Annotated in this window: 23 protein-coding genes; 14 read left to right on the top strand and 9 right to left on the bottom strand. The window is 74.6% G+C overall.

Annotated elements, in window-relative coordinates; all coding sequences use genetic code 11:
• Window positions 1–4 precede the first annotated feature (4 nt).
• A complete protein-coding gene (locus tag IF47_RS0105535) occupies window positions 5–2,422 on the top strand; it encodes a glycoside hydrolase family 65 protein (RefSeq protein WP_031507079.1) in 2,418 nt (805 codons plus the stop codon).
• A 79-nt stretch (window positions 2,423–2,501) separates the two neighbouring features.
• On the opposite strand, the gene IF47_RS0105530 is transcribed toward IF47_RS0105535, so the two are convergent.
• Window positions 2,502–2,813, bottom strand: coding sequence for a DUF3040 domain-containing protein (locus IF47_RS0105530; protein WP_031507078.1), 312 nt, complete (start codon window positions 2,811–2,813; stop codon window positions 2,502–2,504).
• 330 nt (window positions 2,814–3,143) lie between these two features.
• Between IF47_RS0105530 and IF47_RS0105525 the strand changes: the two genes are divergently transcribed.
• Window positions 3,144–4,361: a CapA family protein gene (locus tag IF47_RS0105525; RefSeq protein ID WP_078591580.1), complete on the top strand. Its 1,218-nt coding sequence runs from the start codon at window positions 3,144–3,146 to the stop codon at window positions 4,359–4,361.
• 80 nt (window positions 4,362–4,441) lie between these two features.
• On the opposite strand, the gene IF47_RS0105520 is transcribed toward IF47_RS0105525, so the two are convergent.
• Window positions 4,442–5,314: an undecaprenyl-diphosphate phosphatase gene (locus tag IF47_RS0105520; RefSeq protein WP_031507075.1), complete on the bottom strand. Its 873-nt coding sequence runs from the start codon at window positions 5,312–5,314 to the stop codon at window positions 4,442–4,444.
• Window positions 5,315–5,464: 150 nt separating this feature from the next.
• Window positions 5,465–6,193 carry a TVP38/TMEM64 family protein gene (locus IF47_RS0105515; RefSeq protein ID WP_037732044.1) on the bottom strand — a complete coding sequence of 243 codons (729 nt, stop codon included), beginning with the start codon at window positions 6,191–6,193 and terminating at the stop codon, window positions 5,465–5,467.
• A 141-nt stretch (window positions 6,194–6,334) separates the two neighbouring features.
• Here IF47_RS0105515 and IF47_RS0105510 point away from each other — a divergent pair, with 141 nt between their 5' ends.
• Entirely contained in the window at window positions 6,335–7,192 is an 858-nt protein-coding gene (locus tag IF47_RS0105510; protein ID WP_031507072.1) for a spermidine synthase, read from the top strand.
• Here the strand turns inward: IF47_RS0105510 and IF47_RS0105505 are convergent.
• The 3 genes from IF47_RS0105505 to IF47_RS0105495 form a co-directional block, all read right to left on the bottom strand.
• Window positions 7,132–8,478: an MFS transporter gene (locus tag IF47_RS0105505; RefSeq protein WP_031507071.1), complete on the bottom strand. Its 1,347-nt coding sequence runs from the start codon at window positions 8,476–8,478 to the stop codon at window positions 7,132–7,134. The genes IF47_RS0105510 and IF47_RS0105505 overlap by 61 nt on opposite strands.
• Entirely contained in the window at window positions 8,475–9,512 is a 1,038-nt protein-coding gene (locus tag IF47_RS0105500; protein WP_031507070.1) for a DUF8017 domain-containing protein, read from the bottom strand. Before IF47_RS0105500 ends, IF47_RS0105505 begins: the two co-directional genes overlap by 4 nt.
• A 124-nt stretch (window positions 9,513–9,636) precedes the next feature.
• On the bottom strand, window positions 9,637–10,176 hold the full coding sequence (locus IF47_RS0105495; RefSeq protein WP_031507069.1) for a gamma carbonic anhydrase family protein: 540 nt from the start codon (window positions 10,174–10,176) through the stop codon (window positions 9,637–9,639).
• A 184-nt stretch (window positions 10,177–10,360) separates the two neighbouring features.
• Here IF47_RS0105495 and IF47_RS0105490 point away from each other — a divergent pair, with 184 nt between their 5' ends.
• From IF47_RS0105490 to IF47_RS0105475, 3 genes are all read left to right on the top strand, one after another.
• A complete protein-coding gene (locus tag IF47_RS0105490; protein WP_031507067.1) occupies window positions 10,361–11,137 on the top strand; it encodes an acyltransferase in 777 nt (258 codons plus the stop codon).
• A gap of 253 nt (window positions 11,138–11,390) precedes the next feature.
• Window positions 11,391–11,942 carry a YbaK/EbsC family protein gene (locus IF47_RS0105480; protein ID WP_031507065.1) on the top strand — a complete coding sequence of 184 codons (552 nt, stop codon included), beginning with the start codon at window positions 11,391–11,393 and terminating at the stop codon, window positions 11,940–11,942.
• A 51-nt stretch (window positions 11,943–11,993) separates the two neighbouring features.
• Window positions 11,994–12,371, top strand: coding sequence for a hypothetical protein (locus IF47_RS0105475; protein ID WP_031507064.1), 378 nt, complete (start codon window positions 11,994–11,996; stop codon window positions 12,369–12,371).
• A gap of 63 nt (window positions 12,372–12,434) precedes the next feature.
• Here IF47_RS0105475 and IF47_RS0105470 read toward each other — a convergent pair whose 3' ends face one another.
• Window positions 12,435–12,842, bottom strand: coding sequence for a CoA-binding protein (locus IF47_RS0105470; protein WP_031507063.1), 408 nt, complete (start codon window positions 12,840–12,842; stop codon window positions 12,435–12,437).
• A gap of 137 nt (window positions 12,843–12,979) precedes the next feature.
• Between IF47_RS0105470 and IF47_RS0105465 the strand changes: the two genes are divergently transcribed.
• Together IF47_RS0105465 and IF47_RS0105460 are read left to right on the top strand one after the other, a co-directional pair.
• Complete coding sequence (locus IF47_RS0105465; protein ID WP_031507062.1) at window positions 12,980–13,606, top strand: YigZ family protein; 627 nt, start codon at window positions 12,980–12,982, stop codon at window positions 13,604–13,606.
• A 356-nt stretch (window positions 13,607–13,962) separates the two neighbouring features.
• A complete protein-coding gene (locus tag IF47_RS0105460) occupies window positions 13,963–15,348 on the top strand; it encodes an exopolysaccharide biosynthesis polyprenyl glycosylphosphotransferase (RefSeq protein ID WP_106982490.1) in 1,386 nt (461 codons plus the stop codon).
• A 31-nt stretch (window positions 15,349–15,379) separates the two neighbouring features.
• On the opposite strand, the gene IF47_RS0105455 is transcribed toward IF47_RS0105460, so the two are convergent.
• A complete protein-coding gene (locus IF47_RS0105455; RefSeq protein ID WP_037731993.1) occupies window positions 15,380–16,342 on the bottom strand; it encodes a GDP-L-fucose synthase family protein in 963 nt (320 codons plus the stop codon).
• A gap of 118 nt (window positions 16,343–16,460) precedes the next feature.
• Between IF47_RS0105455 and gmd the strand changes: the two genes are divergently transcribed.
• The 3 genes from gmd to IF47_RS0105440 are packed head-to-tail and all read left to right on the top strand — an operon-like array spanning window position 16,461 to window position 19,158.
• Complete coding sequence (gene gmd / locus IF47_RS0105450) at window positions 16,461–17,474, top strand: GDP-mannose 4,6-dehydratase (RefSeq protein ID WP_031507058.1); 1,014 nt, start codon at window positions 16,461–16,463, stop codon at window positions 17,472–17,474.
• The gene (locus IF47_RS0105445) at window positions 17,471–18,007 is read left to right on the top strand and encodes an LbetaH domain-containing protein (protein ID WP_031507057.1); all 537 of its coding nucleotides are present in this window, start codon (window positions 17,471–17,473) and stop codon (window positions 18,005–18,007) included. Before gmd ends, IF47_RS0105445 begins: the two co-directional genes overlap by 4 nt.
• On the top strand, window positions 18,004–19,158 hold the full coding sequence (locus IF47_RS0105440; RefSeq protein ID WP_031507055.1) for a glycosyltransferase: 1,155 nt from the start codon (window positions 18,004–18,006) through the stop codon (window positions 19,156–19,158). Before IF47_RS0105445 ends, IF47_RS0105440 begins: the two co-directional genes overlap by 4 nt.
• An 80-nt stretch (window positions 19,159–19,238) precedes the next feature.
• On the opposite strand, the gene IF47_RS0105435 is transcribed toward IF47_RS0105440, so the two are convergent.
• Window positions 19,239–20,447, bottom strand: coding sequence for a glycosyltransferase (locus tag IF47_RS0105435; RefSeq protein ID WP_051717103.1), 1,209 nt, complete (start codon window positions 20,445–20,447; stop codon window positions 19,239–19,241).
• Between the two features lie 186 nt (window positions 20,448–20,633).
• Here IF47_RS0105435 and IF47_RS0105430 point away from each other — a divergent pair, with 186 nt between their 5' ends.
• Genes IF47_RS0105430 through IF47_RS0105420 form a run of 3 tightly spaced genes read left to right on the top strand, consistent with a single transcriptional unit; the run spans window position 20,634 to window position 25,440 of the window.
• Complete coding sequence (locus tag IF47_RS0105430; protein ID WP_051717043.1) at window positions 20,634–22,187, top strand: hypothetical protein; 1,554 nt, start codon at window positions 20,634–20,636, stop codon at window positions 22,185–22,187.
• The gene (locus IF47_RS0105425; protein ID WP_051717042.1) at window positions 22,184–23,866 is read left to right on the top strand and encodes a hypothetical protein; all 1,683 of its coding nucleotides are present in this window, start codon (window positions 22,184–22,186) and stop codon (window positions 23,864–23,866) included. The genes IF47_RS0105430 and IF47_RS0105425 overlap by 4 nt, the downstream gene beginning before the upstream one ends.
• Entirely contained in the window at window positions 23,863–25,440 is a 1,578-nt protein-coding gene (locus IF47_RS0105420) for an oligosaccharide flippase family protein (protein WP_031507050.1), read from the top strand. Before IF47_RS0105425 ends, IF47_RS0105420 begins: the two co-directional genes overlap by 4 nt.
• Window positions 25,441–25,512 lie beyond the last annotated feature (72 nt).

Raw genomic sequence — 25,512 nt, 5'->3', positions numbered from 1 at the left:
GACCGTGGAACAGTGGGTGTGGGGGTACGAGGGCTACGACCCTACCGAGGAGCGGCTGCGAGAAGCCCTGTGCACGCTGGGCAACGGCTACTTCGCGACGCGCGGCGCGGCGCCGGAGACCGACGCCGGCGAGGTGCACTACCCGGGCACGTACGTGGCCGGCTGCTACAACCGCCTGGCGTCCACCGTGGGGGACCGCGAGGTCGAGAACGAGGACATGGTCAACCTCCCCAACTGGCTGCCCCTGCGCTTCAGGATCACGGACGGCCCCGGACCGCGTCCCGAGGACGGCCCCGGACCGCCCTGGTGGACCCCCGACGGGGACGGACTCCTGGAGTACCGGCAGGAGTTGGACCTCAGGCAGGGCGTCCTGAACCGCGCGATCCTCCTGGAGGACGCCCGGGGACGGCGGCTGCGCGTCGAGCAGAGCCGCCTGGTCCACATGGGCGAGCCGCACCTGGCGGCCCTGCGCACCACGTTCACCGCGGAGGGCTGGTCCGGGACGATCGAGGTCGAGTCGGCCGTCGACGGCGGCGTCGTCAACGCGGGCGTCGCCCGCTACCGCGCGCTCAACGGTCGCCACCTGACCGGCCACCGGGCCGGCACGGCCGACCCCGACACCCTGTGGCTGCACTGCCAGACCACGACCTCCGAGATCTGCGTCGCCGTGGCCGCCCGCACCCGCCTCGCGGACGGGGAGCCCGAGACGGTCCGCGACGACCCCACGGCCCCGCGCCCCGCCCGTCGGCTGACCCTCGCCGTCCGGTCCGGGGAGCCCGTCACGGTCGAGAAGGTCGCGGCCCTCCACACCTCGCACGACCTGGCGATCAGCGACCCGTTGCAGGCGGCGCTGGAGGACATCGAGCACGCGCCCGGCTTCCCCGGCCTGCTGGAGACCCACCGCGCCGCCTGGGGGGAGCTGTGGCGCCACGCCGACCTGGAGGTGCCGGGCAAGGCGGGCCACATCCTGCGGGTGCACCTCTTCCACGTCCTGCAGACGCTCTCCCCGCACACCGCCGACCTGGACGTGGGCGTCCCCGCCCGAGGGCTGCACGGGGAGGCGTACCGGGGGCACGTCTTCTGGGACGAGCTGTTCGTCCTGCCCTACCTGAACATCCACTTCCCGGAGGTCTCCCGCGCCCTGCTGAGCTACCGGTACCGGCGGCTGCCCGAGGCCGTGCGCACCGCCGAGGCCCACGGGTACGCCGGGGCGATGTACCCGTGGCAGAGCGGCAGCGACGGCCGGGAGGAGACCCAGACGCTCCACCTGAACCCCCGCTCGGGCCGCTGGCTGCCGGACCACTCCCGGCTCCAGCACCACGTGGGCTCGGCCATCGCCTACAACGTCTGGCAGTACTGGCAGGCCGCCGGCGACACCGACTTCCTGCACTCCAGGGGCGCCGAGATGCTGCTGCGGATCGCCCAGTTCTGGGCGAGCGCGGCCCGGTACGACCCCGACCACGAGCGCTACCGCATCCTCGGGGTGGTCGGCCCCGACGAGTACCACGAGGCCTACCCGGACACCGACCGGCCGGGCCTGGACGACAACGCCTACACCAACGTCACCGCCGCCTGGACGATCGCCCGCGCCCTGGACCTGCTGAAGGAGCTCCCCGAGCCGCGCGGTCGCGAACTGCGCGAGGAGCTGGGGTTGGACGGCGAGACGGTCGAACGCTGGGAGGACGTCTCACGGCGGCTGCGGGTGCCCTTCCACAACGGTGTCATCAGCCAGTTCGACGGCTACGGGGACCTGGCCGAACTGGACTGGGAGGGGTACCGGGAGAAGTACGGCGACATCCGCCGGCTGGACCGGATCCTGGAGGCCGAGGGCGACACGGTCAACCGCTACCAGGCGTCCAAGCAGGCCGACGCGCTGATGCTCGGCTACCTGTTCTCGCCCTCCGAACTGGCCCGACTGTTCCGGCGGCTCGGCCACACCCTCGACGACGACCTGTGGCACCGCACGGTCGACTACTACCTGCACCGCACCAGCCACGGGTCCACCCTGAGCTCTCTGGTGCACGGCTGGGTGCTGGCCCGGGTGCGCCGTCCCGAGGCGTGGACGTACGTACAGGAGGCGCTCATCAGCGACGTCGCCGACATCCAGGGCGGCACGACCCCCGAGGGCATCCACCTGGGCGCCATGGCCGGGACGCTGGACCTGGTGCAGCGCGGACTGACCGGTCTGGAGACCCGCGAGGACGCCCTGTGGCTGGACCCGGCGCCGATCCCGGAGCTGTCGGAGTTCGGCTTCACCCTGCGCTACCGGCACCACTGGGGCGTGCGGGTGCGGATGCGCTCGGAGGAACTGAGCATCGGCCTGCCCGTCTCCGCCGAGGCCCCCGTCCGCCTGGTGCTGCCCGACCGGACCGTCACCATCGAACCCGGCGAGTCCTGCCGGCTGGGGCTGACCGGAGCCTGACGGGCCGCCCCACCGGTCCGGCGCGCGCTCGCGCGCCGGACCGGCACGGGCCGCCGGTCACGTGGCGGTCACGTGGTGGTCATGGACCCCGGTGCCGGTCCGGACGGTCCCCGCGGCGGTCGAGCCAACTCGCCGTCCCCATGACGAGGACGGAGACGAGCAGCAGCGCCCCGATCGCGGGGTGGAGGATCATCAGCGCCGGGACCAGGACCACGCAGACGCCGAAGAGCACCCACGGACGGCGCCGCGCCGGCGGGGCGTCCGGAGGCGGTCCGGGCACGGGCTCGCCGAACTCACGGAAGCGCGCCGCGAATTCGGCGTCCTCGCGCAGCGCCCGCTCGGTCTCGTGCAGGATGCGGAGTTCTCGGGGTGTGAGTCGGGATTCGTTCATGGTCTCGGATGAGTGTGGACGACGGTGGACGGTCTACTGCCGTCGGGTACCCCATCCGCGCGGGTCATCCCCGGTTCTCCCCATCGACGACACGCCGACGACGGCGAGAGCGAGGGACGTCCCCGTCCCTCCGCCGGCCTCCCCGGCGCACGCCTCCCCCGGCGTGTTCCGGCGTGTTCCCGCTCCGGCACCCGGGCGGTTTGTCAGCCCGGTCGGCCCAGTCGCGCCGGCCCCCGGATGCCGTCCGTCTCCGCTCGCGCTCACGCTGCCGGTGAGGAGGGCGACGCCGCCTTGAGGGAGCGGCGCGCCGCGACACACAGGAGGCGGACGATGCGCCGAACGGAACGAACGGGACCCGCGGCACGGACGGCACACCGGGGGGCGGCGCGAATACGGCGTCCCCTCCGGATACGCCGGGCGGTCCCGGCCGCGGCCCTGGCGCTCACCGGCCTGGTCGCCTCCCTGGCCTCGTGCACCGCGCACGGCGGCACCGACCGGGACGACGGGGCGCGTCCGGCGGACGACCGACGCCGGCCGTTCACCCTGCTCGCGACCGGCGACATCATCCCCTACCCCTCGATCATCCGACAGGCGGAGGAGGACGCGGGCGGCGACGGCCACGACTTCTCCCGCATCCTGGCGGGCGTGAAACCGATCGTGGCCTCGGCGGACGTGGCACTGTGCCACATGGAGACGCCCTACGGGGACGAGGACGGACCTTTCACCGGCTACCCGATGTTCCGCTCCCCGCCCCGGCTCGCGGAGGCGCTGCGCGCCACCGGGTACGACAGTTGCTCGACGGCCTCCAACCACAGCCTCGACGACGGTTTCGAGGGCGTGCGCCGCACCCTGGACGCGCTGGACGAGGCGGGTCTGCGGCACGCGGGCACGGCCCGCAGCGCGCGTGAGGCCGCCCGCCCCGCCCGGTTGAGGGCGGGCGGCGCCGAGATCGCCCACCTGGCCTATACCTACGGCACCAACGGCATCCCCCTCCCCGACGGCCGGCCGTGGGCGGTGAACCTGCTGGAACCGGACCGCGTGATCGCCGACGCCCGAGCGGCCCGCCGCGCCGGGGCCGACGTGGTCGTCGTCAGCCTCCACTGGGGGACCGAGTGGCAGCAGGCCCCCGACGACACGCAGCGGGAACTCGCCCGCCGGCTGACCGCCGCGCGCACCGACGGCCGCAAGGACATCGACCTGCTGATCGGCACCCACAACCACGTTCCGCAGCCGTACGAGAAGGTGAACGGCACGTGGGTGGTCTACGGCCTGGGCGACCAGATGGCCAGTTTCGTCCCGGCGGAGAAGCGCGGCGGCAACGAGGGCTCCATGGCCCGCTTCACCTTCACCCCCGAGCCCACCCCCGAGTCCGGGGAGGGAGGCTGGACCGTCTCCGCGGCGGAGTACCTGGTCGGCCACTCCGACACCGGGCCGCCCTTCCGCGTCGTCCACGCCACCGAGGAGAACTTCCCCGAGGTGCGCGAGCGGGTGCGCGAGGCGGTGCTGAGCCGGGGCGCGGCGAAGGACGGTCTCGTCGAGGGCCGGTGACGGAAGACCGGTGCCGGAAGACCGGCGACGGAGAAAAGCCGTTCGGGGGCCGACCCCCGAACGGCGCCGCGCGCGGCCCCTCAGCCCACCGACCCGCCCGCGTGCGGGGAGACCGCCCCGACCGCGATGAGCCCGAAGATCAACAGACCCAGCAGTATCCGATAGACCACGAACGGCATGAAGCTCCTGGTGGAGATGAACTTCATGAACCAGGCGATGACCGCGTAGGCCACCAGGAAGGCCAGGGCGGTCGCCAGCAGCGTCGGCCCCCACGAGACGTGCCCCTCGCCGATCTCCGTCAGCTCGAACAGACCGGAGGCGAGCACCGCGGGGATGGCCAGCAGGAACGAGTAGCGGGCGGCGGCCTCACGGCTGTAGCCCATGAACAGGCCGCCGCTGATCGTCGCGCCCGACCGTGACACGCCCGGCACGAGCGCCATCGCCTGGGCCATGCCGTACAGCAGGCCGTCGCGCACGTTCAGGTGGTCGAGCGACTTGCGCTCCCGCACCGCGCGGTGCCGCCCCCCGGAGGCGCCGCGCGCCGCGAGGCGGTCGGCCACACCCAGGACGACGCCCAGCAGGATCAGCGTCGTGGCGATCAGCCGCAGGTCGCGGAAGGGGCCCTCGATCTGGTCCTTGAGCGTCAGGCCGAGCACACCGATCGGGATGGAACCGACGATCACCAGCCAGCCCATCCGCGCGTCGGGGTCCCGCCGCGCCTCCCTGTCGCGCAGCGAGCGGAACCAGGCGGAGAGAATCCGCGCGATGTCCTTGCGGAAGTAGATCAGCACGGCGGTCTCGGTGCCGACCTGGGTGACCGCGGTGAAGGCCGCGCCCGGGTCCTCCCAACCGGCGAAGACCGCGGTCAGCCGCAGGTGGGCGCTGGAGGAGACGGGGAGGAACTCGGTCAGCCCTTGGACGAGCCCGAGGATGAGTGCTTCGAACCAAGACATGTCGGGGTGTGCTCGTCCTTGCGTTGCGATCATCGGTCAGGTCGGGCAGAGGCTAGGGCCGCCGAGCGACGGAAGGGGAAACGGCGGACGAACGTACACCTGTGGTGTGTGCCGAATCCGTCACCGTCCGGCCGGGGGCCGTGACCGAGGCTATCCGGCGGTCGCCAGAGCCTGACGCAGCCGCGCCCGTCTGCGCCAGGCGACGACGGCGGCGGCCGACCCGGAGACCGCGATGAAACCGAACGCGACCAGGAAGACGGGCGAGGTGGGCGTCGAGGCGGTGCTGCCCGCCACGACGTAGGCGGCGGTGTTGGGCACACTGCCCAGCGCGGTGGCGGACAGGAAGGCGGTCCAACCCATCCGGGAGACGGCGGCGCCGTAGTTCGAGACGGCGAACGGCACACCGGGGAACAGCCGGAGCGCCAGCATCGAACGGAAGCCGTGGCGGCTGAGCTGCCGGTCGCCGGCCGCCAACCAACGGCCGCGCAGCAGGGGCCGCAGCGCGTCCTGCCCCAGCAGCCGCCCGAGCCCGAAGGCGATCCCCGCGCCGAGCACCGTACCGGCCACCGCCGCGACCGTGCCCGGAACGAAGCCGAAGAACGCGCCCGCCGCCAGGTTCAGCACCGGCCGCGGCACGAGCGCCGCCGTGGACAGGCCGTACGCGGCGGCGAACAGCGCCACCGAGGCGCCGCCGGGAAGGCCGGAGAGCGCGGGGAGCCGCCCGTCGGCGATCAGCCGCTGCGGCTCGTGGGCGGCCACCACCACAGCGGCGCCGACCAGCAGCGCGACGAGCAGGGACAGACGGAACCACGGGGAGAACAGCAGCGCGGAGCATCGGGCGGCGAGTCCGGCGGGCCGTCGGGGAGCGGGGACGAGCACCGGTGGAGCGTAACCGACGAAGGTGAAGACGACGTACGCCCCCGTCTCGGGGCCCCGCGCGGACGCTTCGGCACGGAACGGGCCGCGCCGGCCGCCCCATCGGCCGTCCCCCGGTCGTCCCACACCCCCCACAATGGACCGATGGAGAAGACGGCGGACGAACCGGTGCCCGTGATCAGGGACGTGGACCAGGGCACCGCCCGGCTGCTGCCCGACGTGGACCGCGAGCGGGCCTGGCTGCTCACCGTGGACGGCGCCCCCCAGTCGTACGTGGACCTCGACGCCCCGGAGCACCTGGAGTTCGAGTACGCCCGCAGGATCGCCCACGTCCTGGACAGCGCCGCCGCGCCGGGCGAGCCGCTGGACGTCCTCCACCTGGGCGGCGGGGCGCTGAGCCTGCCCCGCTACCTGGCCGCCACCCGCCCCGGCTCGCGCCAGCACGTGGTGGACGCCGACCGGGCGCTGCTGGAGATGGTCGCCGAACACCTCCCGCTGCCCCGGGACAGCGGGATCACGGTGCGCGCCGAGGACGCCCGGGCCGCCCTGCGGAACCGGCGGCCGGCGTCGGTGGACGTGGTGATCGCCGACGTGTTCGGCGGTTCCCGCGTCCCGGCGCACCTGACCACCCTGCCCTACGCCCGCGCGGCGGCCCAGGTGCTGCGCCCGGAGGGGATCTACGCGGCCAACCTCGCCGACGGCGCGCCCTTCGCCTTCCTCCGCTCCCAGCTCGCCGGCTTCGCCGCGGTCTTCGACCACCTGTGCCTGATCGCCGAGCCCGCCGTGCTGCGCGGTCGCCGCTTCGGCAACACCGTGCTGGTCGCCTCCCGAGCCGAGCTGCCCCTGGAGGAGCTGGCGCGGCGGGCGGCGAGCGACCCGTTCCCGGCCCGGGTGGTGCACGGCGCCGCGCTGGAGAGGCTCGTCGGGGACGCCCGTCCCGTTCAGGAGGCCGACGCCGCGCCCTCGCCGGAGCCGCCGGACGGCGCCTTCACGGTCGGCTGACCCTCAGGACGGTCCGCGGGTTCCCCGGGCGGGGCGGAGGCGACGACCGTCTCGCGCCGGGTGAGGTTCCGCACGTCCGGCACGCACAGCACCGCGGCCGTCAGCAGGGCCACCAGGATCGAGCAGCCCCACAGCGCCGCGGGCCGCCCCACCAGCCCCTCGACCGGTCCGGCCGCGGCGGTGGCGACCGGCACCAGGGCGATGGAGCCCAGCCAGTCGTAGGCCGAGACCCGGGAGAACTTATCCTCGGGCACCTCCTGGTGGAGCGCCGTCATCCAGGTCACCCCGAACACCTCCAGGGTGACGCCGGTCACGAACATCGCCGCGATCAGCCACCCCACCGGCACCGGCACCGCGAGCGCCGCCGAGGGCAGCGCCAGCGGGAAGACGCACAGCGTGCCGGCGAGCAGGACGCGGCGCGGTCGCCAGCGGGTCATCAGCAGCCCGCCGAGCACCGTGCCCGCCCCGAAGGAGGCCAGTGCGACGCCCCACGGCCGGGCGCCGCCCAGGTGCTCCTCGGCGACCTGCGGCCCGTACACCGCCTCGGCCGCCGCGACCACCGCGTTGACGACGGAGAACTGCAGGACGATCGCCCACAGCCACGGTCGCCCCACCACCTCGCGCCAGCCGTCGCGCAGATCGCCGAGGAGGCCGCCGCCCGGCTCGCGCGCGGGCATGTCGGTCAGGTCGAGGAAGGCGCGCAGCGCGCCCGCCACCGCGAAGGCGGCGGCGTCGAGGGCCAGCACCCAGCCGGGGCCGACCGCGGCGATCAGCGCGCCACCGAGCGCGGCGCCGCCGATGGAGGCGCCGTTCACGCCCATCCGGAAGACGGCGAAGGCACGCCCGGCCTGCTCGCCGCGGACGCTGGAGAGCACCATCCCCTCGGCGGCCGGGGCGAAGAACGCGTGGCCGACGCCGCCCAGCGCGGACAGCAGCACCATCTGCCACAGCTCCGCGCTCCCGGAGATCACCAGGGCCGCGAAGACGCCCTGGGAGAGGCAGTTGAGCGCGTTGGCCGCCACCATCACCCGGTGGCGCGGCAGCCGGTCGGCGACGGCCCCGCCGACGAGGAGGAAGACGACGAGGGGAACGGTGCGGGCGGCGGCGACCAGGCCGACGTCGGTGCCGTCCCCGCCGGAGGCGAGCACGGCGAAGGCCGCCGCGATCAGCGCTCCGAAGTTGCCGAGACCGGTGATCACGGCGGCGGCCGTCAGCAGGGTGTAGTTGCGGCCCGCCCAGGTGGGTCGGCCGCCCCGTCCCACCCGGCCCGCCCCGCGGTCCGTCACTCCTCCTCGGCGTAGGGCCGCAGGCTGGCGGTCATCTTGTCGATGGTGGCCTGGGGCACCTCGTCCTTGACCCCGGCGTCAGTGACGATCAGCCAGATGCGCAGGTCGTTGGTGCCGTCGATCCAGGAGACGGCCACGACCTTGCCGTCGGACTCGCACTTGTTCTCCTTCTTGACCCCGGTGGCCGTGGCGGTGGCGATGTGCCCCTTGATGCCGTGCTCGTTGGAGAACTTCTCGGCCTTGGCGCGCTTGACGGTCTCCTTCTGCTCGCCGTAGGCGAAGTAGACGAAGTTCTCCGCGGCGACCTCCGCGGCCTCGGCGGTGTTGCGGGAGCCCTGAGCGCCCTTGCTGCCGACGATGGCCCGGGTGTACTTGCCGCCGCCGGACTCGCACCACCCCCTCTTGTAGCTGGCCGGGCCGCTGAAGGCGACCTGCGGTCCGGAGAAGGGGTCGTCCTCGTCCTTCTGCCCGTAGCCGATGATCGTCGTCTCCGAGTTCACCTCCCAGTCCGACGGCACGTCGAAGGCGTTGTGGTGCTTGGCGTTGGTGACGACCTGCCAGCCGGAGACCACCGGGTCGGGCTTCTCGGGGTTGAGGCCGTCACGCGGGTTGTTGGGGTCGTCCCCCCGCCGGCCGGACTCGTCCTCGTCCTCCAGGGCGCTCTCCTCGGCGGAGGGGCCGGCGGTCGGCGACGCGGTGCCCTCGGGCTTGGTGGTGGTGTTCTCCCCATCGTCCTTGAGGACGAAGATCCCGGTGATCACGGCGGCGGCGATCACCGCGACGGCCGTGACGACGGCGATCGCCACGGTCTTCCCGCTCTTCCCGTTCTTGCCCCCGCCGCCCTGCGGCGGCTGCGGGGAGCCGGGCATGCCGGGATATCCCCACTGGCCGCCCGGCTGCGTCTGCTGGTACGGGTTCGGCGCCTGGTACCCCGGCGTCTGGTAGGGGTTGGGCGCCTGGTACCCGGGCGTCTGGTACGGGTTGGGCTGCTGCGGGTTCTGCTCGCCCCCGGGCTGCTGCTGTCCTGGCCACATGGCCGAAACCATAGAGGCGTCCCGGGGGCGGAGCCACGCCCACCCCCGTTTCGGTACGGAGCCGGTACACAGGGGACCACACGGGGAACGCCTCTCCGCCTCTCCTGCGCTCGGCTCCCGCCGCTCAGCCCTTGCCGCCCTCCTGCTCCTGTCGGTGCATCCGGGCCAGGTCCCCGTACGCCGCCGCGTTCACCCGGATGCCCTCCCGCTCCTCGGCGGTCAGCTCCCGCTTGACGCGGGCGGGGACCCCGGCGACCAGCGAGCCGGGCGGGATCTCCATGCCCTGGGGCACCAGCGCGTGCGCCGCCACCAGCGAACCGGCGCCCACCCGGGCCCCGTTGAGCACGGTCGCGCCCATCCCGATCAGCACATCGTCCTCGACGGTGCAGCCGTGCAGCACCGCGTTGTGCCCCACCGAGACGCGCGCCCCCACGGTCAGGGGGAAGCCCGGATCGGCGTGGAGGGTGCAGTTGTCCTGGATGTTGCTGTCGGCGCCGACGGCGATCACGTCGCAGTCACCGCGCAGCACCGCGTTGTACCAGACGCTCGCGCCCGTGCTCAGCGACACCTCCCCGACCACCACGGCCGTCGGAGCCACGTACGCCCCCAGGGCGACCACCGGTTCCCTGCCGCCCACGCCCGCGATCATCGCTCGTCTCTCCATCCGCGCCGTCTCCCGTCGTCGAGGCCGTGCCGTTCCCCGCGCGCCGCCGCGTCGCCGTGCCGCGCTCCGGTTCACCGTTCCCGGGCATCGATCACCCGTCCACCGGCACCGTAACCGGTGGTTGGGGCGAGGATCACAGCACAGGGGGCGGTGTGCCACGCGCGGCGGCGTCTACGGTGAGCGGGTGCCGAACCGCAGGAACGTGTTCTCATCCCTGTTCTCCCGTGTTCTGTCCCGCACCGTGCACGCCCTGTGGCGGCACGCGCAGCGGGCGGGCGCCGTCACGGCCGAGCACCCCGGCCCGTACGTCTTCCGTCGGATCGGGGACGGCACCCGGCTGGCCTTCCCCCAGGGCACGCTGTTCGGCACCGAGTGGATCGAGCTGGGCGACCACTGTGTGATCGGCGCCGAGGTCACGCTGACGGCCGGGATGATGCCGGACCTCGACCTCGGGCCGGACACGGTGCTGCGGCTGGGCAACGGGGTGGTCCTCGGCCGCGGCAGCCACGTGGTCGCCGACACCTCCCGGGCGCGCGTGACCATCGGGGACGACGTCTTCTGCGGCCCGTACGTCTACATCACCTCCACCAACCACTCCTACGACGACCCCCACACGCCGGTCGGCCGGCAGTGGCCGCGCTCGGCGCCCGTGGAGATCGGCGCGGGCAGTTGGCTGGGCACGGGGGCGGTGGTGCTGCCGGGGGCGCGGCTGGGCCGGAACGTGGTGGTGGCGGCCGGGGCGGTCGTCCGCGGCGAGGTGCCCGACCACGCCGTGGTCGCCGGGGCGCCCGCGAAGGTCGTACGGCGCTGGGACCCCGAGGAGGGCTGGCTGCCCCCGCTGCGCACCCCGCCGCCCGTGCCGATCCCCGAGGGCGTCACCTCCGAGCAGTTGCGGGCCCTGGCGGCGCTCGACACCGCGGGGCCCGAAGCGGGCACACTGGACGCGGCGGCCGGCCACTGACGGGACCGGCCGGAGCCGAGACCTGTCGAGACCTGTGGGGTGGATGCGCGTGAGCAACCGGAATCTGCGACTCATCCTGCTCTTCGCCGTGCTCCTGCACGGCCTGGCGGTGCTGCTCTACGCCGCCCGGTACCACTGGTTCGCGTGATGTCCGGGCGGCGTCCGGGGGGCTTTCGCGCCGCCGCGCCGACCCCGCGCACCGGGCTCCCGGTCGTCCGGCGGGCCCGCCCACGGGGCTGCTAGCGTGCGGAGCATGCGTGCGCCCATCGGAGAGTTCACCGACGCCTGGCCGGTGACCGACAAGCTCGACCTGCTGCCCCCGCCCGTCGTCGCCGCGCTGCGCGGGCCCGTCCCCGCCGACGGCGTCGTCTACGTGGACAGCGACCCGGACGACGCCGACACCGCCCGTTTCTGCGAGGTCCACGCCATCCCACCGGAGCTGTCGGCCAACTGCGTGGTCGTCGCCGGCCGTCGGGGCCAGGAGACCACCCTCGCCGCCTGCGTGATCCTCGCCCACACCCGTGCCGACGTCAACCGCCTGGTCCGGCGCGAACTGGGCGCCCGCAAGGCCTCCTTCGCCCCCATGGAGACGGCCGTCGACGAGTCCGGCATGGAGTACGGCGGCATCACCCCGATCGGTCTGCCCGAGGACTGGCCGCTGCTGGTCGACGCGGCCGTGGCCGACGCCGAGTACGTCGTCGTCGGCAGCGGGCGCCGCCGCGGCAAACTGCTGGTCCCCGGCAAGCTCCTCGCCCACCTGCCCGGCGCGCGGGTGCTGGAGGGGCTGGGCGTTCCGGTCGCCTGAGCCGGCGCCGGCTCAGGCGACCGGAACGCCCGGGAGCGCTACTCTGCCCGCATGTCGATCCACGATGACCTGCTCGTCGACATCGCCGAGAAGGTGGAGACCGAGCAGAGCAACCAGATGCCTCTGACCGTCGTGGTGCCCGGCGCGGTCATCACCGGCAGGCTGGCGCCCGAGGCGGTTTGGAAGGCGCGAGTGGCCGAGGTCCTGCGGGATTCCGAACGGCTGAAGCCGTTCGCGGAGCTGTTCGAGCCCTCCGGGGCGGACGCCCGCCGCAGCGGGGAACGCTCCCGGCCCACCCACCTGCACCTGCACCTCGCCCGCATCCTCCAGGGCAGCTACGGCCTTCCCGACACCGGCGGGATGTACCGCGTCGCCATCGACGAGGTCAGTAGCTGGACGCTGGGAGAGCTCAGCTACTCGGACGGGTGATCCGTGCGCGGCGCGGCGGCGGTCCGGGCGCGTTCCGCCGGACCGCCGCCGTGCCGCCGCCGTTCAACCCAGCTTCGGGATCTCGATGGCCGGGCAGCGGTCCATCACCATGTCCAGCCCGGCGGCGCGGACGCGCTCGTACGCCGCCTCGTCGATCACGTCGAGCTGGAACCAGACGGCCTTCGCCCCGATCGCCACCGCCTCGTCCGCGACGCCGCCCGCCAGGGCGGAGTTGACGAACACGTCCACCACGTCCACCGGGAAGGGGATCTCGGCCAGGGAGGCGTAGCCCTTCTCGCCGTGCACCGTCTCGGCCTTGGGGTGGACGGGCACGATCCGCTTGCCGAAGCGCTGGAGCACCCGGGCCACGCCCCAGGCGGCGCGGTCGCGGTTGGACGACAGGCCGACCACGGCCCAGGTGTCGCCGGTCTCGGTCAGGATCCTGCGGACCGTCTCTGTGTCTGCGTACATGTTCAGGTCAACCGGGGTCCCGGCCGGGCCATTCCCGGTGGACGCGTGGACGCCGGCGGGCCTGCCGACGGCCGGACGGAGCCCGTCGGGGGAGGGCGCGGGAGCCGGAGCCGGGAAGCTGATCTAGGCTGGGCCGGGTGCGGGAGCAGTATGTGACGGTGGCGGGCGAGGGCGTCCACGAGACCGAGGTGAACCGGTCGCGCTTCATCTGCTCGCTGGCGCCCGTCGCCACCGAGGAGGAGGCGCAGGCGTTCGTCGCCCGGATCCGCGCCCGGTACGCGGACGCCACCCACAACTGCTGGGCCTACGTCATCGGCGCCGACGCCGGGGTGCAGAAGGCGAACGACGACGGGGAGCCCGGCGGGACGGCCGGGACGCCCATGCTCCAGATGCTGCTGCGGCGCGACGTCCGCTATGTCGCGGCGGTCGTCACGCGGTACTTCGGCGGGGTGAAGCTGGGCGCGGGCGGGCTGATCCGCGCCTACGGCGGCGCGGTCGGCGAGGCCCTGGACGCCGTGGGCACCGTCGTCCGGCGGCGGATGAGGCTGGTGACGGTCACGGTGGACCACCAGCGGGCGGGCCGGATCGAGAACGACCTGCGCACCGGCGGGCGGGACGTGCGCGGCGTCCACTACGGGGCCGAGGTCGCCATCGAGGTCGGGCTGCCCGAGGCCGAGGTCGACGGGTTCCGCGCCTGGCTCGCCGACGCCACGGCCGGAACCGCCCGGCTGGAGCTGGGCGGCGAGGCGTACGGGACGGCGTAGGACGGTAGGACGGAGTAGGGCCGCACAGGACGTCCGAGGCGGCCGGCGCCGTCGCGCCGGGCACCGTGTGAACCGCGCGTCGTGGTCGGTCACACCTTGGGTAAACAGCAGCGAAACGCACAACTGTGTTCTAGTCTTCACTCTCGGTACGGAGGCGACCGCACGACCGGCGCCGTCGGTGCCGTCGGTTGCGCGGGGGAGGAAGGTGCGCACGACCGAGTAGGGGGGCAAAGGGGTTGTCCGAAGCTGCCGGATCGCGGGTCATCGAGTCGCCCGCGGAGTTGGCCGAACCGTTCCGTGTCCGGGCACGCGAGCGAAGGGGGAGGAGGGGGCCGGAGGCGGAGTGGCGCCTTCCGGTGGCCCTGACGGTGGACGTGCTGGGGGCCTCCGCGCCGGTCGGCGCGCTGTGCGCCCTGACGGGCCGACCGCATCCGCTGTGGACCGGTGTGCTGGTCGGCCTGGTGTGGTCGTCGACCGGGGCGCTGCGCCGCCGCTACGCCGCCGACGTCCTGGGGGAGAGCGGGGCCGTGCTGCCGGTCGTCCGCGACTGGCTGGTGATGCTGGGCGTGCTCGCCGCCGTGTGCGTCACGGTGCGGGCCGAGGTCTCGGTCGCCGCCTGGGTTCCCGCGCTGTTGCCGTGCCTGGTGTTGACCGCCGTCCACCGCAAGGTGATGTTCCGCCACACCCTGTCCCTGCGACGCGACGCCCGGGGCCTGCGGCGGGTGCTGGTGGTGGGGGAACCGGAGGCCGTCGGGGACCTCCTGGCGCGGATGGGCACGCGCACCGACGGCCCGTACGTGGTGGTCGGCAGTTGCGTGATCGGGGACGGCGACACCGTCCCGGCGCCGCCCACGACCGCCCGACTGCCCCTCGACGGCGGCGTCGGCGGCGACCGGGTGGACGACGACGGCGCCGGGACGGTCCTGCGGTGCGCCGCCGGCCTCGACGCCGACCTGGTCCTCGTCGTCCCCGGAGCGGCGATGTCGGGGGAGCGGCTGCGCCGCCTGGCCTGGGCGCTCCACGACGACGGCCGCGACCTGGCCGTCGTCCCCGGCCTGATCGAGGTCGCGCGGCACCGATTACGGCCGGCCGAGGCCGCGGGAATGACCGTGCTGCACGTCGATCCCGCGCCACGCCGAGGGCTGCCGATGCTGCTCAAGCGGGCCACCGACACGGTGGGGGCCCTGCTGCTGACCGTGCTCCTCGCCCCCCTGTTGGCGGCGGTGGCGGTCGCCGTCCGGCTCTCCTCCCCGGGCCCCGCGCTCTACCGGCAGGTCCGCGTCGGCCGGAACGGGACGACGTTCCGGATGTGGAAGTTCCGCACGATGGTGGCCGCCGCCGACCGGATGCGCCCCGAGCTGGAGACGGCGAACGAACACGACGGGGCGATGTTCAAGATGCGTCGGGACCCCAGGGTCACCCGCCTGGGACGCTTCCTGCGCCGCTCCTCCCTGGACGAACTGCCCCAGCTCTACAACGTGCTGGTCGGCCACATGTCGCTGGTCGGGCCGCGCCCGCCGCTCCCCGAGGAGGTGGAGCGCTACGACACCACCGAACTGCGGAGGCTGTCCGTCAGGCCCGGCCTCACCGGGGTCTGGCAGGTCGGCGGACGGTCCGACCTGTCCTGGGAGGAGACCGTCGCGCTCGACCTGAACTACGTGGACAACTGGTCGTACGCCCGCGACATCGACGTCCTGGCCCGTACCCTCCGAGCCGTGGTGAGCGGCCGTGGCGCCTACTAGCCCCGGACGCGGCCCGGTCGGCCCGGACCGCTCAGACCGACTCCGGCGCCCGGCCCGACTCCGGGGCGTCCCGCCAGGCGCGGTAGGTCGCGGCGACGCCCTCGGCGAGAGCGATCGAGGGGGACCATCCCAGCGAACGGATCCGAGTGGTGTCGAGCAGCTTGCGCGGAGTGCCGTCGGGCCTGGTGGAGTCGAAGGCGATCCGGCCCTCGTACCCCACCACCGAGGCGACCAGTTCGGCCAGTTCGCGGATCGTCAGGTCCTCGCCGCAGCCGACGTTGACCGGCTCGTCGCCGTCGTAGCGGCGCAGCAGCACCTCACAGGCGGCGGCCAGGTCGTTGACGTGCAGGAACTCGCGGCGCGGTGTGCCGGTGCCCCACAGCACGACCTCGTCCAGGCCCTTCTGTCTCGCCTCGTGGAAGCGCCGCACGAGCGCGGGCAGGACGTGGGAGGTCTCCGGGTCGAAGTTGTCGCCCGGCCCGTAGAGGTTGGTCGGCATCGCCGAGACGAAGGAGGCGCCGAACTGCCGCCGGTAGGACTGGATCTGGACGATGCCGGCGATCTTGGCGATGGCGTACGCCTGGTTCGTCGGCTCCAACGGGCCGGTCAGCAGGGCGTCCTCGGTGATCGGCTGGTCGGCGTGCCGGGGGTAGATGCAGCTCGACCCGAGGAAGAGCAGCCGCCGTACCCCGGCGGCGTGGGCGCCGGAGACCACGCCGAGCTGGATGCGGAGGTTGTCCTCCAGGAACGGCACGGGATACGTGCTGTTGGCCATGATCCCGCCCACCCGCGCGGCGGCCAGGACCACGGCGTCGGGACGGGTGTCGCGCAGGTACGCGGCGGTGGCGGCGCCGTCGCGCAGGTCGAGTTCGGCGCGCGTACGGGTCAGCACCGTGTAGCCCCGGTCGGACAGCCGCCGGGCCACGGCGGAGCCGACCAGACCGCGGTGCCCCGCGACGAAGACGCGGGCGGGCGGAGGCAGCAGGTCGTCCATGGCGCGGATTCTGCCAGGGACGGACCGAACCCGTCGTACATCTCATGAAATACGACCAGTTGTCGCCGCCGGTCTCCGAACGGACGGGCACCGGCGGCGACCTTCCGAGGGGGGCACCATGGCGCGCACCGCTGTGATCACGGGCGTCACCGGACAGGACGGCTCGTACCTGGCCGAACTGCTGCTGGGCAAGGGCTACACCGTGCACGGCCTGATGAGACGCTCGTCCAGCTTCAACACCGAACGCATCGACCACATCTACGAGGACCCGCACACCCCCGACCGGCGGCTGGTGCTGCACCACGCCGACCTGTCCGACGGGGTGGCGCTGGTGAACCTGCTGCGCGACGTGCGGCCGGACGAGGTGTACAACCTGGGCGCGCAGTCCCACGTCCGCGTCTCCTTCGACGCCCCGCTGTACACCGGCGACGTGACCGGTCTGGGCGCCCTGCGGCTGTTGGAGGCCGTCCGCGCCAGTGGTGTGGAGACCCGGCTGTACCAGGCGTCGTCCTCCGAGATGTTCGGCTCCACCCCGCCGCCGCAGAACGAGACCACGCCGTTCCATCCCCGCAGCCCGTACGGCTGCGCCAAGGTGATGGCGTACTGGGCCACCGTCAACTACCGCGAGGCGTACGGCATGCACGCCGTCAACGGCATCCTCTTCAACCACGAGAGCCCGAGGCGCGGCGAGACCTTCGTCACCCGCAAGATCACCCGCGCCGTCGCCCGCATCCAAGCGGGCCTCCAGGAGCACCTGTACCTGGGCAACCTCGACGCCGTCCGCGACTGGGGCTACGCGCCCGAGTACGTCGAGGCCATGTGGCGCATGCTCCAGCGCGACGAACCCGACGACTACGTGGTGGCCACCGGGGTGGCCGCCACCGTCCGGGACTTCCTCGACGCCGCGTTCGGCACCGTCGGCCTGGACTGGGAGCGTTACGTCCGCCACGACCCCAAGTACGAGCGTCCCACCGAGGTGGACGCCCTGATCGGCGACGCCTCCAAGGCGGAGCGGCTGCTGGACTGGAGCCCGAAGGTCCACTACGACGAGCTGGCCCGGATCATGGTCGAGGCCGACATCCGGCAGTTGGAGGCCGAACTGTCCGGACGGCACGTGCGGGTGGACCGGTGAGCGCCCCGGCCGAGGAGCGCCGGCTGCGCGGCTTCACCGGCGCCGGCTACGACAAACAGCGCGGCCTGCTCGCCCAGGCCGCCTGGTTCGCCGCGCTCAACCTGCTGTTCGTCAAGTGGTGGTTCCCGCCGCGCTGGCGCCCCGCGCTGCTGAGGGCCTTCGGCGCGCGCGTGGGGAAGCGGGTCCTCATCCGGCACCGGGTGCGCGTGCAGTGGCCGTGGAAGCTGACGATCGGCGACGACGTCTGGATCGGCGAGGGCGCCTGGCTGATCAACCTGGAGCCCATCACGATCGACAGCGACGTGTGCGTCTCCCAGGAGGCGGTGCTGTGCACCGGAAGCCACCAGCGCCGCTCGCCCACCTTCGAGTTCGACAACGCGCCGATCCGCCTGGAACGCGGCGCGTGGGTGGCCGCCCGCGCCCTCGTCCTGCGCGGCGTCACCGTCGGGGCGGGCGCGGTGGTCGGCGCCGGGGCGGTCGCGCACCGCGACCTGCCCCCCGGAGCCGTGCACACCACCGGAGGCGCCCGGTGAGGATCCTCCACACCGTCACCCTGGTCGGCGACGACGGGGCGTACGGCGGCCCGGTGAGCGTGGCCACGGGCCAGTTGAGCGAACTCGCCGCCCGCGGCCACGAGACCGCCCTGGTGTCGCTGTGGCGCGGCGCGGCGCCGCCTCCGCCCACCGTGGACGGCGTCCCGCTGCGCGCCCACCGGGCCCGCGCGTTCGTACCCGGCCAGGGGTTCCTGGGCCTGTTCCACCCCCGTCTCGCCCTCACCCTGTGGCGGCTGACGGGCCGGGCCGACGTGGTGCACGTCCACGCCGGACGCGACCTGGTCTCCCTCGCGGCGCTCGCCGTGGCCGTCCTGCGCCGTCGCCCCTTCGTGGCGCAGACGCACGGCATGATCCAGCCCCGCCGCTCGATCGCGGTCCGCCTCTTCGACCGCTGCCACGTCCCCCTGCTGCGCCGGGCGCACGCCGTTCTGGCCCTGACCGACTCGGAGGAGGCCGGACTGCGCGAGGTGCTGGGGCCGGACGGCCCGCCACCGGTCCGACTGCCCAACGGCGTGCGCCCTTCGGGCGGGGAGGGCGACGAACGCGACGAGCACGACGAACGCGGTGAGCCCGAGGAGGAGGACGTGCTCTTCCTCGCCCGGCTCCACCCCCGCAAGCGTCCCGAGGCGTTCGTCCGGATGGCCGCGCTGGTGCGCCGCGAGCGCCCCCTGACCCGCTTCACCCTCCACGGCGCGGACGAGGGACGGCTGGCGGAGGTGCGCCGGCTGATCGAGGCCGAGGGCCTGGCGGGAGCGGTGGAGTACGGCGGGCCGCTGGACCACGCCGCCGCCCTGCGGCGCCTGGCCCGCGCCACCGTGTACGTCCTGCCCAGTGTGGACGAGCCGTTCCCGATGAGCGTGCTGGAGGCGCTGGCCGCGGGCACGCCCGTGGTGTGCACCGACCGGTGCGGCATCGCCGCCGACCTGGAGCGGCGCGGGGCCGCCGCCGTCACCGACGGGACGCCCGAACGGCTCGCCGAGGCGGTGCTGCGCCTGCTGGCGGACCGTCCGCTGCGGGAGAAGACCGTCGCCGCGGGCCGCGCCGCCGTCGAGGAGGAGTACGCGATCGCCGCCGTGACCGACCGGCTGGAGGACCTGTACCGGTCCGCCGTCCGGTCCGGGGCGCGGTGAGGGGCGGTCGGCGGCCGAGGCCGCCCGCGCGCCGCTCACCGGGCCCCGGTCACCCGCCGCCCGGTCCCTCGGGCGCCCCCTCACCCGGCGTCGAGCGCCTCCCGCAGCAGGTCCGTGACGCGCGCCAGGCCGGCTTGGCGGCTCAACCGCCGCTCGACGTACTCCCGCCCCCGTCCGCCCAGTTCGGCGCAGCGCCCGGGATCGGCGGCCAGCGAGCGGACCGCCGCCAGCAGCGCCTCGGGGTCCTCCGGAGCCACCACCACCCCGGCACCGGAGCGCTCCACCTCCAGCGCGGTGCCGCTGCCGGGGGCGACGGAGGCCACCACCGGCCGGCCGGCGGTGAAGTACGAGGTCAGCTTGGACGGCAGGCTCATGTCCACCACCGACGCCTTCTGGGTGACGGCCAGCACGTCCGCCGCGGCCAGGACCTCGGGGAACTCCGCGTCGCCCGCGGGCGGCAGGAAGGTCAGCGACTCCACCCCCACGGCGGCCTTCCGCAGCCGCTCGCGTTGGTGACCGTCGCCCATCAGCACCACCCGCACCCCGCCGCCGTCCCGGTCGGCGAGCCGGGCGGTCTCCACCAGGACCTCCAGCCCCTGCTTGAGCCCCATGTTGCCGGAGTGGAGGACGACGGCGACGTCCTCGGGCCAGCCCAGCCTCGCCCGGGTCAACGTGCGGTCGCCGGCGGGAGGACGCACGTGCGTCCAGTTGGGCACCACCCGCACCCGCTCGCGCGGCACGCCCATCGCCGTCACCCGGTCGACGAACGACTCGTGCACCACCGCGACCACCGTCGCCGAGCGCAGCACCCGGCCCTCCACGCCCCCCGTCACCGCCGCGACCCGGCCGCCGCCGCGCATCCCGCTCTGCCCGGCCGCCGCGCCCATCAGGTCCTGGACGACCACCACGTGCGGCACCCCCGCGCGCCGCGCGATCCGGGCGCCCAGCACGCCCCCGGCCAGGGTGGGCATCTGGGTGAGCACCACATCGGGGCGGACCGGGGGCGGCGCCAGCACGCCGTGCGCCAGGAAACTCGCCTCGAACAGCCCCCGCCGCACGGCGGTCTGACGAGCCGGCACGGTGTGCCGCCGGCGGTGGACCACGACCCCCTCACGGACCTCCCGCATCCGCCACCTGCCGCGGTAGCCCTCGCGCACGCGCCACGCCGGGTAGTGCGGCATCCCGGCGAGCACGTGGGTGTCGGCGCCCGAGGCGGCCAGGTGCTCGGCCGTCTGCGTCGAGTACGGGCCGATCCCGGCGTGCTCCGGCGCGTAGTTGGTCGAGACCACCAGCACACACCGGCCCGCGAAGAAGTCCTGCACGGCCGTCCCCCCTCCGAAGTCGAGGTCGTCACGGGTGTCCACGGGCCCCCGTGGACCCGGAACACACGGGGAACGGCGAACGACCACGGCCCCGCCCACCCCCGCCCCACGGATTGTGGGGCCGGCCGGGAAGCGGGGGAAGGAGATCCGGCCATGCCCGGCAGGGAACCGGCCCACACCCGACCGGACGGCGGACGCCCCGAGCGCCCCGAGCGGCGCGACGTCGGCGCGCTGTGCTGCTGGACGGCCCTGCTCGTCCTGGTGCTGCCCGTGCTGGTCCTGTACGGGCAGGACGTCCGACCCTCCGCCGCGCTCGCGCTGCAGTGCGTGGTGGTCGCGCACGCGGGGGCGGCACTGGCCCGCGTCCTGACCGATCCCCGGACACGGATCGTCGCCCTCGGTTTCTGGCTCTTCTGCTACGTCTGGCTGGGACTGGCCCCCCTGGCGATGCTCGCGACCGACACCTACCCGTGGGGCTTCGCCGTCGACGCCGACACCGCCTTCACCGCGACGCTCGTGGTGGAGACGGGCCTGCTGGCCCACAGCGCCGGCTCGGCACTGGGCCGGGAGCGGCCGGGCCGTCCCTCCACCGTGCTCGAACCGGTGCTCGCCCGCCGGCCGGCGCCCGCGCGCGTGCTGCTGCTGTGCGGGATCGCGTTGGCGCTGGCCGCCGTGCTGGTCCCCGCCCAGGGCGGCGTCCCGGCGTTCTTCACCAGCCGTCAGGCCGTCAACGAGGCGGCCGGCCAGGCGGCGCCGGGCGGTGCCGCGGACCAGGCCATGGCGGCGTGGCTGCTGTCGGTCCCGGCGTTCTGGGCACTGGCCGCGCTGCTGTACGTGCCGCGCGTCGAAGGGGGCGACCGGGTGCTGCGCGGGCTGCGCGTACTCCTCCTACCGGTCCTGATCGCGGTGAACGCCGTGGTCAACAACCCCGTCAGCCAACCCCGCTTCTGGGCCGGGACGGTCCTGCTGACCCTCCTGTTCGCCGCCCCCGTGCTGCGCCGGCCGAGGGCCTTCCGCGTCGGGGCGGCGGCCGTCACCGCCGCGGTGCTGGTGGCCTTCCCCTACGGCGACTACTTCCGCCACGACGAGCGCGCGCCGATCGAGGTGGTCTCGCTCGCCGAGCAGTTCACCTCCAACGGCGACTACGACGCCTTCCAGCAGATCGCCACCGGGGTCGACCGCGTCCGGGAACACGGCCACTCGCCCGGCGACGCGCTGGGGCCCCCGCTGTTCTTCGTGCCGCGCGCGGCCTGGCCCGACAAACCCGAGGACGCCGGCATCCTCCTCGCCCGGCACGCCGGCTACTCCTTCGAGAACCTCTCCGCCCCCCTGTGGATCGAGAGCCACCTGTGGGCGGGACTCCCCGGAGTCGCCGCGGTCTTCGTCGCGCTGGGGGCCGCGAGCCGGCGGATCGACGACGTCCGGCACCGGCTGCGGGGGCACGGCGGCACCCTGGCGGCGATGCTCGTCCCCGCGTTCGGCTTCTACCAGCTCATCCTGTTGCGGGGCAGCCTGATGTTCGTCGTGGGGCCGCTCACCCTGATGATCCTCGTGCCGTTGCTGATCACGAGGAGGGCGGACCGCCGGCCGTCCCCGCGGCCACCGCGACCGCCCGCCGTCGGGCCGCTTCCCGCACCCCTGCCCGCCGGCGCCGCCGCGCACCGGACCAGCACCCCGCCCCCGCCCACAGGAGAGACACGCACGTGAGCGCCCTCGACCACTCCCCACGGGAACCGGACCAGCTCCGCGACCAGGTGAACCGGCTCCTCCGCCACCGCGCCGCCATCGCCTCCGGCCTGCTGCTGGGCACCCTCGCCGGCGGAGCCGTCGCCGCCCTGGGAGGCGACGACTACACCGCGACCGGCGAGGTCGTCGTCCAGCCCGTCGGCACCGCGTCCCCGGAGAGCGGGAGTTCCGCGGACCGGCGGATCAGCATGGGCACCGAGCGGCGGATCGCGCTCGGCGCGGCGGTCGCCGACCGCGCGGCCGAGGCCCTGGGCGGGGGGACCGCCCCGGCCGACCTCCGACGCGACCTGCGGGTGACCAACCCTCCCGAGACGCACGTCCTGGAGTTCGAGTACACCGCGGACTCGCCCGAACTGGCCGCCCGAGGGGTCGACGCCTTCGTCCGGGCCTATCTGGACCACCGCCGGGACACCGCCGACCGGCGGATCGACGCCACCGTCGAGAAGCTGACCGGGGAGTTGGAGCCCCTCCTGGAGCGGCGTGGGGAGCTGGACCGCAGGATCGCGGCCGGCGGGCCCGACGCCTCGGCCGCCGAGTCCGAACGCGAGGGACTCACCGCCCGCACGGCCGACCTCCAAGGGCGCATCGCCGCCCTGAAGGCCCTGGACACCACCCCCGGCGAGGTGGTGCGCGAGGGCGAGCCGCCCGACGCCCCGTCCGGCCCCGGCGCGGCCGTGCTCCTCGCGGCCGGAGCGGTCGTCGGGTCCGCCGGGGGGCTGGTGGCCGCCTGGGTGCGCTCCCTCCTCGACCCCCGCGTACGGTCCGCCGACGAGGTGCGCGCCCTGCTGCGCGCGCCGGTGCTCGCCGGCCTGCCCCGCCGCCGCGCCGGCGGGGGCGCTCGGGGCATCGGCCTGGAGGTCGGCCCGTCCCACGAGGGCGAACGCGCCGAGACGTACCGGACGCTCGCCCGGCGGATTCTGGGCCACGAGCGGTTCGCCGAGCCCGGCGGCCTGTTGGTCGCCTCCCCGGGGGAACCCGACGCCGCCGCGGCCGTCGCGGTCAACCTCGCCGCCGCCCTGGCGGAGACCGGCCGCGACGTGCTCCTGGTCGAGATCGACCCGCGCGCGCCGCGTCTGGCCGGAGCGCTGCCCCTGCGCGGCGCGTCCCCCGCCGAGTGGCCCGGCCGCGCGCGGCTCACCGTGGACGCCGGCACCGCCGGGAGCCTCGAACTCCTCCCCGGGGACCGGTTCCCCGACGTCCCGCGGGCCCTGAACTCCCCCGAGATCGCGCGCCTGCTGAGCGGGGGGACCGGCCGGGACGAGTACGTCGTCGCCGTCACCCGTCCCCTGCTGTCCCACGCCGACGGCACGGCCGTCGCCCCGCTCGTGGGCGGCGTGGTGGTGGTCTGCGACCCGGACGCGACCCGCGGGGAGGAACTGGAACGGGTGCGGGAGCTGGTGCCCGCCGTCGGCGGTCACCTGCTGGGCGCGGTGCTCCACCACGGCGCCCGCCGCGACCGCCGGTCCCGCCGCGCCCCGGACGGAGCCCCGCCGGACTCGCCGCGTCCAAAGACCCCGCCCACCGCCCCGCCGCCGGCCGGCGGCAGGGGTCCGGAGCCGTCCGAGATCCGGCAGGACACCGCCTACGGCTCGTACGGGCGGTACCGCCGCACCGGTGACGGCACCACCTCGCGCACATGACCGGCGTCCGTTCCGCTCCGGGCGCCTCCGAGGACGCTTCCGACGGTGCCCCGGGGGGCACCGAGGCCCGGGACCGGGGCGTCGCGGCGACCGTGCGCGGCGGCTGGTTCGGCCTGGCGGGCTCGGCGGTGAACGCGCTGTTCGGCTTCGCCCTGGTGGCGATCGTCACCCGTGGACTGGGCGCGCACGGCGCCGGCGCGGTCTTCGCCGGCGTCGCGGTGTTCACCATCCTGGGCAACGCCTGCAAGCTGGGCGCCGACACCGCGCTGGTGCGCTTCGTCTCCCGCGACGTGGAACTCGCCGGAGGGGCCGGGGTGCCCGCGCTGCTGCGCACCGCGGTGCCGCCCGCCCTGCTGGCGAGCACGGCCGTCGCGGCGGCGCTGTTCGCCGTGCCCGATCTCGCGGCCCGGCTGCTGCCCGACCTCCCCGCGGACCAGGCGTCGGCGGTGCTGCGGCTGTTCGCCGTCTTCCTGCCGCCGGCGACCGTGACGCTGGTCCTGCTCGGAGCCACCCGAGGTTACGGCTCGGTGGTGCCCTTCGTGGGCGTGGAGCAGATCGGCAAACCCGTGCTGCGGGTCGGGGCGGCCCTCCCCGTGGTGCTGCTCGCCCCGAGCGTGTTCGCGCTGTCCGCCGCCTGGCTGGCGCCCACGCTCCTGGGCGCGTCGGCCGCCTGGCTCGCGCTGCGCCGGGCGCGCGCGGCCCACCCGGGCACCGGCGGGCCTCCGCCGGCCGGCCCCGGCGAGTTCTGGGCCTTCGCCGGGCCGCGCGCGCTGTCCTCGATCTTCGACATCGCCGCGGTGTGGGTCGGCGTGGTCCTGCTGTCGGCGCTGGGCACCAGCGCCGAGGCCGGTGTGTACACCGCGATCGGCCGCCTGGTGACGGCCGGCACGCTGCTCCAACTCGCGGTCCGGCTGGCGGTCGCCGCACAGCTCGGCAGGTTGCTCGCGGGCGGCCGGGAGCGGGATGCCGAACACCTCCACCGCCTGTCGACCCGGTGGATCGTGCTGTTCTCCTGGCCGGTCTTCGCGCTCTTCGCCGCCTTCCCCGGCACGGTGCTCTCCCTGTTCGGGGCGGAGTTCGACCGGGGCGCGGCGGCGTTGGCGGTGCTCTCGGCGGCCTGCGCGATCAACGTCGGGGTCGGCAACGCCCAGACCGTCCTCCTCATGGCCGGACGCAGCGTCTGGAACCTCGCGGTCGCCGGTGCCGGCTTCGCCGTCCAGGTGGGCCTGGGGATCTGGCTGGTGCCGCGGTACGGGGTGGAGGGCGCGGCGGTGGCCTGGGGGACGGCGATCGTGGTGGACAACGTGGCCTCGGCGCTGCTGGTCCGCCGGCGGCCGGGCTTCCGCACCGTCGACCGCGGCTACCTGTACGCCGCGGCCGTCGCCCTCGGGGCGGTCGCGCCGTCGGCGTTCGGCGTCCGCGCGCTGCTGGGCGACACGGGTCGGGGAGCGCTTCTCGGTCTTGCTTTGGCCATCTGTGCCTTCGGGGCGGCGGCCTGGCGCTATCGTGAGCCGTTGGGGGTGGGGGATTTCCTCCGGGTGGTGCGCAAGGGCGACGGGGGGAGCCCACGGTGACCGCGGGCGGCTTCTCGGGCGCGTCACCCACCGCGGACACGGTCCCTTCCCTCCGGCTCGTGCCGTTCTCGC

Source organism: Streptomyces megasporus (assembly GCF_000718985.1).
Classification (GTDB): domain Bacteria; phylum Actinomycetota; class Actinomycetes; order Streptomycetales; family Streptomycetaceae; genus Streptomyces; species Streptomyces megasporus.
Note: the sequence above shows the minus strand (reverse complement) of the source record. Positions and strands in the feature narration are given on the sequence as shown.

What these genes read in the sequence shown, in the direction of transcription:
- IF47_RS0105530 (WP_031507078.1), bottom strand. Translation starts at nt 2,813, where the DNA reads ATGAACGAATCCCGACTCACACCCCGAGAACTCCGCATCCTGCACGAG.
- IF47_RS0105525 (WP_078591580.1), top strand. Translation starts at nt 3,144, where the DNA reads ATGCGCCGAACGGAACGAACGGGACCCGCGGCACGGACGGCACACCGG.
- IF47_RS0105520 (WP_031507075.1), bottom strand. Translation starts at nt 5,314, where the DNA reads ATGTCTTGGTTCGAAGCACTCATCCTCGGGCTCGTCCAAGGGCTGACC.
- IF47_RS0105510 (WP_031507072.1), top strand. Translation starts at nt 6,335, where the DNA reads ATGGAGAAGACGGCGGACGAACCGGTGCCCGTGATCAGGGACGTGGAC.
- IF47_RS0105500 (WP_031507070.1), bottom strand. Translation starts at nt 9,512, where the DNA reads ATGTGGCCAGGACAGCAGCAGCCCGGGGGCGAGCAGAACCCGCAGCAG.
- IF47_RS0105495 (WP_031507069.1), bottom strand. Translation starts at nt 10,176, where the DNA reads ATGGAGAGACGAGCGATGATCGCGGGCGTGGGCGGCAGGGAACCGGTG.
- IF47_RS0105480 (WP_031507065.1), top strand. Translation starts at nt 11,391, where the DNA reads ATGCGTGCGCCCATCGGAGAGTTCACCGACGCCTGGCCGGTGACCGAC.
- IF47_RS0105475 (WP_031507064.1), top strand. Translation starts at nt 11,994, where the DNA reads ATGTCGATCCACGATGACCTGCTCGTCGACATCGCCGAGAAGGTGGAG.
- IF47_RS0105470 (WP_031507063.1), bottom strand. Translation starts at nt 12,842, where the DNA reads ATGTACGCAGACACAGAGACGGTCCGCAGGATCCTGACCGAGACCGGC.
- IF47_RS0105455 (WP_037731993.1), bottom strand. Translation starts at nt 16,342, where the DNA reads ATGGACGACCTGCTGCCTCCGCCCGCCCGCGTCTTCGTCGCGGGGCAC.
- gmd (WP_031507058.1), top strand. Translation starts at nt 16,461, where the DNA reads ATGGCGCGCACCGCTGTGATCACGGGCGTCACCGGACAGGACGGCTCG.
- IF47_RS0105430 (WP_051717043.1), top strand. Translation starts at nt 20,634, where the DNA reads ATGCCCGGCAGGGAACCGGCCCACACCCGACCGGACGGCGGACGCCCC.
- IF47_RS0105420 (WP_031507050.1), top strand. Translation starts at nt 23,863, where the DNA reads ATGACCGGCGTCCGTTCCGCTCCGGGCGCCTCCGAGGACGCTTCCGAC.